The 7239-nt window shown below is 74.4% G+C and carries 4 protein-coding genes and 1 pseudogene; 2 read left to right on the top strand and 3 right to left on the bottom strand.

The annotated features are described in order from the left end of the window. Positions 1-168 precede the first annotated feature (168 nt). Positions 169-1566, bottom strand: coding sequence for a nitrilase-related carbon-nitrogen hydrolase (locus ACWD6P_RS32495; RefSeq protein WP_451447779.1), 1398 nt, complete (start codon positions 1564-1566; stop codon positions 169-171). A gap of 50 nt (positions 1567-1616) precedes the next feature. Next, positions 1617-2936, bottom strand: coding sequence for a pyroglutamyl peptidase (locus ACWD6P_RS32490; protein WP_451447778.1), 1320 nt, complete (start codon positions 2934-2936; stop codon positions 1617-1619). Between the two features lie 133 nt (positions 2937-3069). On the opposite strand from ACWD6P_RS32490, the gene ACWD6P_RS32485 reads away from it, so the two are divergent. Continuing rightward, positions 3070-3924, top strand: coding sequence for an LppU/SCO3897 family protein (locus ACWD6P_RS32485; protein ID WP_451447777.1), 855 nt, complete (start codon positions 3070-3072; stop codon positions 3922-3924). A gap of 57 nt (positions 3925-3981) precedes the next feature. On the opposite strand, the pseudogene ACWD6P_RS32480 reads toward ACWD6P_RS32485, so the two are convergent. Then, a pseudogene (locus tag ACWD6P_RS32480) lies at positions 3982-4376 on the bottom strand (helix-turn-helix domain-containing protein); the annotation flags it as partial. A gap of 283 nt (positions 4377-4659) precedes the next feature. On the opposite strand from ACWD6P_RS32480, the gene ACWD6P_RS32475 reads away from it, so the two are divergent. After that, the gene (locus tag ACWD6P_RS32475) at positions 4660-7200 is read left to right on the top strand and encodes a glycoside hydrolase family 3 protein (protein ID WP_451447776.1); all 2541 of its coding nucleotides are present in this window, start codon (positions 4660-4662) and stop codon (positions 7198-7200) included. The last annotated feature ends 39 nt before the right edge of the window (positions 7201-7239 follow it).

Here is a 7239-nt window from a genome sequence, read left to right as displayed (position 1 = left end):
CAGTTTCGCGGTGGCCTGGAGGAACAGCACGGGCGAGCAGGTGGACGTCTGGCTGCGCACGGCCACCGGCCACGGCCGCTCCCAGCGGCTGGGGCCGCCAGCCGTCGGCCGCCAGCCGTCGGCCATCGGTCATCCGCCAGGAGTGTCACCTCTCCTCCACCAGTGGTGTCACGCCTCCTCCGTCAGTTCCCTCGGGCCGTACAGGGCATGGGGCGCAGCCGTTGTCAGGGCCCAGTAGCGGTCGCCGTAGGACCAGTGCCACCACTCGGTGGGGTAGTTGACCAGGCCGGCGGCCCGCAGGGTGGAGCTCAGTATGTGGCGGTGGGTGCGGGCGGCGGGGGTCAGATTCGGGGCAGCCGTGTAGCAGGCGCCGCCGCTCTCCTCCGGGGAGGCGTTGATGGGTGTCCCCATGTCGACCTCGTGGCCGGCCGAGGTGACGAGGGTGAGGTCCACCGCGCCGCCCGCGCTGTGCGGTGCGATGGCCGGGGGCGACACATAGCGGCTGGCGGCGTGGTGGATGCGGTCGGCGTCCCAGTCGGGGTGGGCGGTGCGCAGCTCCTGTGCGTACTCCTCGAAGTAGCGGCGCTGCAGTGCCGGCGGGCGGTAGCCCTCGACGAGCTGCAGTCGCAGTCCGTCCGGCAGCGCCTCCTGCGCGGCCAGCAGCCGCTCCAGCACTCCCTTTCGCAGCTGCGCGAACGCGCCGCGCTCGTCATGGCGATCCTCGGCCACCAGCAGCCCGGGTGCCGCGGTCCGTACGTCCACCAGCGGCTCACCGCACTCCTCGACCGGGATCGCCGCCACCGCCGGGTCCGACATCAGCGTGATCCGGTCGCGGACATCGGCCAGCACCAGCTCCGCGCCGTCGCCCGGCACCGGTTTCGTCCACTCGGCGGCCGCCGCCACCCGCTCGCCGGACGGCCGCCATACGCCGCTGAGGCCGCAGGCCGGGCCGGGGCTGCCGGTCCCGATGCCGTTGGCGAGCAGCACCTGGAGCCCGTTGTCCCGCGCCAGCTCCGCATAGCGCGCCACCCGCTCCGGCCCGTCGTGGAACGCGCTGGAGAGATACACCCGGCAGCCGTCGGCCGCGGCCCGCTCCGGCACCTCGGGGAAGGAGCTGTCGAAGCAGGTGGCCAGCGCGAACCGGATCCCGCCGAGTGTGAAGCGGCCGTCGGCGGTGCCCGGGGTGAAGACCTCGCGCTCGGTTTCGGTCAGATGGACCTTGTCGTAGCGGGTGAGCAGGGTGCCGTCCGGCCCGTACACGAACGAAGCGATGGTGGGGCCGCGTCCGCCGTCGGCAGCGCGGCCCGCCGCGTTCACCACCGCGCCGGCCCCGGTCGTCCGGCACGCCTCGCGTACCGGCAGCAGCCGCGCATCGTCCGCCGAGACCGACATGCCGACCGGGTCGGCCGCTATCAGGGTCAGGTCGTATTGCGTCAGGGCGAGTTCGGAGAAGACGACCAGGCCCGCGCCGCGCCCGGCGGCCTCGGTGATGAGCGCGGCCATCCGCGCGGCGTTGGCGTCGATATCGCCTGGTACAGGGGAGAATTGTGCGGCAGCAACGATCATTTCCCCATGATGCCCCGGGCGTCCGCGGCGTGGGCGGGCCTGTGGATAACCTACCCGCGGCCGGTCTCCGAGGCCGCCACCGTCACGACCGCCCGCACCTGCTCGGTGATCGCGATCCGGTTCCGTACGAAGTCGGGGTCGGTGACCCGGCCGCCGGCCGGATCGGTGTTGCCGGGCCCGAACTCCAGGACTGGAGTGTGCAGATGGCCGCCCGGGAGCGCCGGGCGCCGCACCGCGTCCCGCAGGAGCGTCGCCCGGTAGGCGATCTCGTTGGACAGATAGTCCCCGCCGCCCCCGGCGCGGGCCGTGGATCCCGGAGTCGGGCCGTCCGGGCGCTCGACCGGTTCGGTGCCGCCCGCCGGGATCTCGGTGACGGCGGTGTGGTCGACCACCGGGTACGGCCCGGTGTGTGCCGCCGCGATCCGCGCGTACGGCAGGCTGGTGGCCGTCCACTGCGGCTGCGGCGTCACGGTCGGCACTCCCGCCGGGACCGGCACCGTCTCCGTACGGGACTCCCGCGCGTTGTCCGGATAGCCGCCCCGCCAGGCCCCGTTGGTCCGCTCGACGTCGAACCGCCCGGGCCGGCCCTGGCTGACCGTCGTGAAGAGATCCACCTGACGCGGACCGCGCCGGAGGTGCGGCAGCAGCGTGTGCTCCACCGTGCCGGCTGCGAAGTCGGCCCACCGTACGGGGAAGACCGCGGCCTCGATCCGGGCCGGCCGGCCCGAGGCGGTACGCACCGTCGTCCCGTCCAGTGCGAGCGCCGCCGCCCCGGACGGGTTGCTCCGCCGCGGGTCGGCGTCGAGCTGGAAGGGGTCGAAGCCGGTCACCACGATCCGCAGGACGCGCTTCCCCGCCGGGAGCTCGATCGAGTCCTGCCCGCGCGAAGTGCGCTCCAACGAGCCGAGGAGGGCGGTGCGCCGGGAGGCGGACAGCCCGAAGTCCGGCCGCCACTGGCGCAGCTCCTTCGTCATCCCCAGGCGTGCCCAGTACAGCGGCCGGTCGTCGTCCCGGCTCAGGTCGCCGCCCTGGGGCCCGCGTCCCTGCGCCCGGTCCACGGCCCGTCGCCACAGCGCCCGCCCCGCGTCCGCGACATAGCGCCTGGCCTGCGGGTACGTGGTGACCCGCGACAGCCCGCGCCCGAACTCCGGTGCCTGGTCGTCGAATCCGCTGCGCCGCAGGATCTCCTGGGGCGCGGCCTGCGTCAGCCGGCTTTCCTCCACTGTGACCTCCGCCGCCGCGGCCTTCGTCGCTGTGGCCTTCGCCGCCGTGGCCGCCGTGGCCGCGGTGGCCGGAGGGGTCAGGGACAGCGGGAGGGCGGCGGTCAGCGCGATGCCGAGGGCGAGCGGCTTGGTACGTATGCGTCTCATGGGGCGAGTAAATCGGGGCGGGCGGTGCGGCGGTAGAGGGCGCGGAGTGGCCGGATCCGGCCCGCGGTTAGGGTTTCTGCTCCGGTTCGCCCACGCGCGGCCGGCATCTACCGCGAAACCAGGGGGAACCTCCGTGGCCACACCGCCACCACCGCACGGCCCGCACCCGCACCCGCATCCGTACGCGCAGCCGCCCGCCGGACCGTACGCGCAGCCGCCCGCCGGACCGTACGGGCAGCCGCCCGCGGGCCCCTACCCGCCGCAGCCCGCCGGCCCCTACGCCCCGCCACAGGGGCACCCGGCCCCGGCCCCGGCCCCGGGCCCGTACGCTCAGCAGCCGCACCCCGGGCCCCATGCCGCCGCCCCCGGCTGCGAGTTCTGCGGCGCCCGGCCGGCCGTGCAGGCCACCGTGCGCGGGCATCAGGGGATTCTCTTCCTGATGCGGTTCCTCAGCAGGAGCGCGGTCTTCTGCCGCTCCTGCGGACTGGCCACCTATCGTGAGATGTCCGCGAAGACGCTGTGGCAGGGCTGGTGGAGCCCGCTGTCCGTGGCCATCACCCCGATCACCCTGCTGGTGAACCTCGGTCCGCGGGCCCGCTTCCGCAAACTGGCCGACCCGGCAGGCGGCTTTCGGCCCCCGCTCGATCCGGGCAGGTCGCTGCTGCGGCGGCCCGAGGCGATGCTGTTCCTGGTGCCGATGGCGCTTGTGGTCCTGGCCATCCCCACCCTGTTCGTCCTCGGCGCGTTCGTCGAGGGAGCGGGCATCGGGAAGAAGCCGACCCTCTCCGTCGGCAACTGCGTCCGCAACGACGGCGACTGGCACGACCAGGACCTGGAGGTCGTCGAGTGCGGATCGGCCGACGCGCAGTACATGGTGACCCGCAGGCTCGACACCCCGAAGGACACCTGCAGGGACGGTGAGTTCCTCGCCGACCTGGAGTACAGCCCGGACAAGATGACCGTCTCCTGCCTCGCGCCCGTCCGCTAGGGCCCCGGGCGCGGGGGCCGGTCCGCGTCGGGTTCCTGGCCCTGCCCGCTCCCGGCGCCGAGACCCGAAGGACGCGCGGGCGGGGTGGTCCTCGGTGACGCTGTCGGCGGACAGCACGGTTTAGGCGGACAGCACGGTGTAGGTCTGCACGATGCCGGGGCGGGTGGCGTTGCAGTCGACGAGCCGGGCGAGGGTGTCGACGAGCTGGGCGAGGGCGTCGGTGCGTCAGTGCGTCGTTGCGCCGTTGCGCCGGGTCCCGGACGCTGCGGCCGCCGAGGCCAGGTCCCAGCAGTCGCGCGCCTCCAGGACGCTGATCAGCAGCAGCTCCTTCGTGGGGTAGTGGCGCGGCGGCAGGCCCTGCTGGGTCAGCCCGGCGCGCTCGGCGACGGCGGCTAGGGAGGTGCGGGCGGCAGCCGCGCTCGGCGATGAGTTCCATGGCGGCCGGCCCGCAGAACGGCCTCCCGCCGCTCCGCACGCTGGACGGTGCGTCCGCTGCCGCCCCGCCGTGGGCGCTGCCGCCCCGCCGTGGGCGCTGCCGCCCCGCCGTGGGCGCGGCCGGCCGCCGCGGAGCGCGTCCTGATCTGGTGCGCACTTGCCGGCCGAGCGTAACCCCGGAGTGGAGATCCCGTACGGCTGGAGTAACGGAAAAGTCACGGTGCTTACTGTTCGTCAGGTTGGGGCGAAAGAATCCGGGCAGGGGGCCGCACATCCACTCAGGGAGCACCGGAGAGCCGCATGATCGACGACCAGCCCCATGAGCCCGTCCACGACGACCGGCGTCCGGTCCGTGACCAGGACTGCGGCCACGATCGCGCGGAAGGTCACACCGCGGCCGTCGAGCGGGCACTCGCCGCGCTCGACCTCGACACCAAGGTCCGGCTGCTGTCCGGCCAGGACATGTGGACGCTGCCGGCCGTACCGGAGATCGGGCTGCGCTCGCTGGTGATGTCGGACGGCCCGATCGGCGTCCGGGGTCAGAAGTGGAACCCCGAGGACCCTTCCGTGGCGCTGCCCGGACCCACGGCGCTGGCCGCCAGCTGGGACCCCGAACTGGCCCGCCGGGCCGGTCACCTCCTCGCCCAGGAAGCCCGCCGCAAGGGCGTGCACGTCCTTCTCGCCCCGACGGTCAACCTGCACCGATCACCGCTGGGCGGCCGCCACTTCGAGTGTTATTCGGAGGATCCGCTGCTCACCGGTGTGATCGGCGCCGGTTATGTGCGGGGCGTACAGGAGGGCGGTGTCGGGACGACGGTCAAGCACTTCGTGGGCAACGACGCCGAGACGGACCGGTTCACCGTCGACAACCGCATCGCTCCCCGGCCGCTGCGCGAGCTGTATCTGGCGCCCTTCGAGCACATCGTCGAACACGCCCGCCCCTGGGGCGTCATGACGGCCTACAACCAGGTCAACGGCTCGACGATGACCGAGCACCGCGCCCTCGTGGGCGGGGTCCTGCGCGGCGAATGGGGCTTCGACGGCTGCAACGTCTCCGACTGGACGGCGGCCCGCGACACCGTGCGCGCCCTGCGCGGCGGGCTGGACGTGGCGATGCCGGGCCCCCGTACGGTCTTCGGCGCCCCGCTCGCCGAGGCCGTCCGCGCGGGCGCGGTGGCCGAGGCGGAGGTGGACGACGCGGTGCGCAGGGTGCTGCTGCTCGCCGCCCGTACGGGATGCCTCGACGGTGTGCCGGCCGCCGTCGATCCGGCCGCTGTGCCGCAGGGGATCGACGGCCGGGCGGTGGCCCGCGAGGTCGCCCGGCGCGGCTTCGTCCTGCTGCGCAACGAGCCCGTCGGCGGTGCGCGGCGGGCGCTGCCGATCGACCCGGCGGCGGTTCGCAGTGTCGCCGTCATCGGGGCCTGCGCGCGCGAGGCGCGGGTGCTGGGCGGCGGCTCCGCGACCGTCTTCCCCGACAGCGTCGTCTCCCCGCTGGAAGGGCTGCGCCTCGCGCTGCCCGATGACGTCGAGCTCACCTTCGCGGTCGGCGCCGACCCGCGCACCCGGCTCCGCTACGCCCGCGAGGGCTTCACGCTGTGCACCCGCTACCTCGCCGCTGACGGCCAACTGCTCGCCGAGGCACCGCAGTCCGAGGGCAAGGTGCAGGTGGCGGGCCGCTTCCCGGCGGGCGTCAGCCGGCAGGACCTCGCTGCCGTCGAGCTGACCGGCAGCTACATCCCGCGGGCCACCGGCACCCACACCTTCGCCGTCGCCGGCGCCGGTGACCTGCGGCTGACCGTCGGCGGCTCGGTCCTCTTCGACGGCAGCTGGGCGCCGGCGAGCAACGATCCCTTCGAGGCGTTCATGAACCCCGAGGAGCGGCGGGTGACGGCGGAGCTGACGGCGGGGGAGCGGGTCGAGGTCACCCTGCGCTTCGTCCCGCTCAGTCTCGGCCTGGGCGAGGGCATGGACGCGCTGCGCTTCACCCTCGGCCACAGCGGGCCGCAGCGCGACCCCGACGCCGAGATCACCGAGGCGGTGCGCGCCGCGGCCGCCGCGGATGTCGCGGTCGTGGTCGTCGCCACCACCGAGGAGGTCGAGTCCGAGGGCTACGACCGCCGCGATCTGCGGCTGCCCGGCCGCCAGGACGAGCTGGTCGCCCGGGTCGCCGCCGCCAATCCGTACACCGTCGTGGTCGTCAACTCCGGGGCGCCGGTGGAGCTGCCGTGGCGTGCGGATGTGCCCGCGGTGCTGCTGAGCTGGTTCCCCGGCCAGGAAGCCGGCGTCGCGCTGGCGGACGTCCTGCTCGGCGCGCACGAGCCGGGGGGCCGGCTCCCCACCACCTGGCCGGCCCGGCTCGACGAGGCCCCGGTCACCGCCGTCACCCCGACCGGCGGTCAACTCGCCTACTCCGAGGGGCTGTTCATCGGCTACCGCGCCTGGCAGCGGTCCGCTTCCGCGCCCGCTTACCCCTTCGGGCACGGCCTGGGCTACACCGACTGGGAGTACGAGTCGCTGGACACCACCCCCGACTCGGTGCGGGTCCGGGTCCGCAATGCGGGCGACCGGCCGGGCCGCGAGGTCGTGCAGGTCTATCTGGCGCCGACTGCGGACGCCGCCCCGGACGCACCGGAGCGTCCGGCCCGCTGGCTGGCCGGTTTCGCCGTCGTCGAGGCCGCTCCCGGCGAGAGCGCCGAGGCCGAGATCCCGCTGCCGGACCGCGCCTTCGCGGTGTGGGAAGAGGAGGACGGCGGCTGGCGCCGGGTCAAGGGCGTCTATACCGTCGAGGCGGCGCACAGCGTCGCCGACCGCAGGCTGACGGCCCAGGTCACCGTCGGCTGAGGCGGGCTCGCCGGGCCTCTCGGGCCGGTCCGGGTCCGG

The sequence above is a fragment of the Streptomyces sp. NPDC002446 genome (genome assembly GCF_053595675.1).
Note: the sequence above shows the minus strand (reverse complement) of the source record. Positions and strands in the feature narration are given on the sequence as shown.

Coding starts and splice junctions, on each gene's coding strand:
- ACWD6P_RS32495 (WP_451447779.1), bottom strand. CDS start 1,566: ATGATCGTTGCTGCCGCACAATTCTCCCCTGTACCAGGCGATATCGAC.
- ACWD6P_RS32490 (WP_451447778.1), bottom strand. CDS start 2,936: ATGAGACGCATACGTACCAAGCCGCTCGCCCTCGGCATCGCGCTGACC.
- ACWD6P_RS32475 (WP_451447776.1), top strand. CDS start 4,660: ATGATCGACGACCAGCCCCATGAGCCCGTCCACGACGACCGGCGTCCG.